Genomic DNA, 706 nt, shown 5'->3' with positions numbered 1-706 from the left:
GCCCGACCCCACCGTCGGGGTCCGCGGCATCCACCACCGCATCGTCGCCTCGCTGGGCGGACAACCCCTGACCCATCACGCCACGCTGGCTCCCCAAGCCGCCGACGCGCTGGCCGCCGAACAAGACGAGCGGGGACGCACCCCCATAGTGGTCGTCGAGGAGGCGCACCTGCTGGGCTACGACCAATTAGAAGCGTTGCGGCTGTTGACAAACCATGACCTCGACTCCTCTAGCCTCTAGCCCGTTCGCGTGTCTGCTCGTGGGCCAGCCCACCTTGCGGCGGCGGATGAAACTCGGCGTGCTGGCCGCCCTCGACCAGCGCATCGGACTGCGATATGCCATGCCGCCGATGACCGACCAGGAGACCGGCGGCTATCTGCGCCACCACCTCAAGCTCGCCGGACGTGACGACACACTGTTCTCCGACGACGCCATCGGGCTGATCCACCAAACCAGCCGCGGCTACCCCCGAGCGGTCAACAACCTCGCACTTCAGGCACTCGTCGCCGCGTTCGCCGCCGACAAGGCAATCGCCGACGAATCCTCCACCCGCACAGCCATCGCCGAAGTCACGGCAGACTGAACACCACCCCGACACCTCGAACACCACCGACCCCGCCGGACACCCGCCGGCGGGGTCATTTCATAGCCGCACATCCTCACCACCAACGCCGCCATCATGCTCATCCTGAATGCCGGTCAACA

Annotated in this window: 1 pseudogene; it reads left to right on the top strand. The window is 66.7% G+C overall.

Annotated elements, in window-relative coordinates:
* Nucleotides 1-584: pseudogene (locus CDN38_RS28475) on the top strand (ExeA family protein); the annotation flags it as partial.
* Between the last annotated feature and the right edge of the window lie 122 nt (nt 585-706).

Origin of the sequence: Mycobacterium ostraviense (assembly GCF_002705925.1) — a bacterium.
Taxonomy (GTDB): domain Bacteria; phylum Actinomycetota; class Actinomycetes; order Mycobacteriales; family Mycobacteriaceae; genus Mycobacterium; species Mycobacterium ostraviense.
This window is presented reverse-complemented; position numbering and strand designations above follow the sequence as displayed.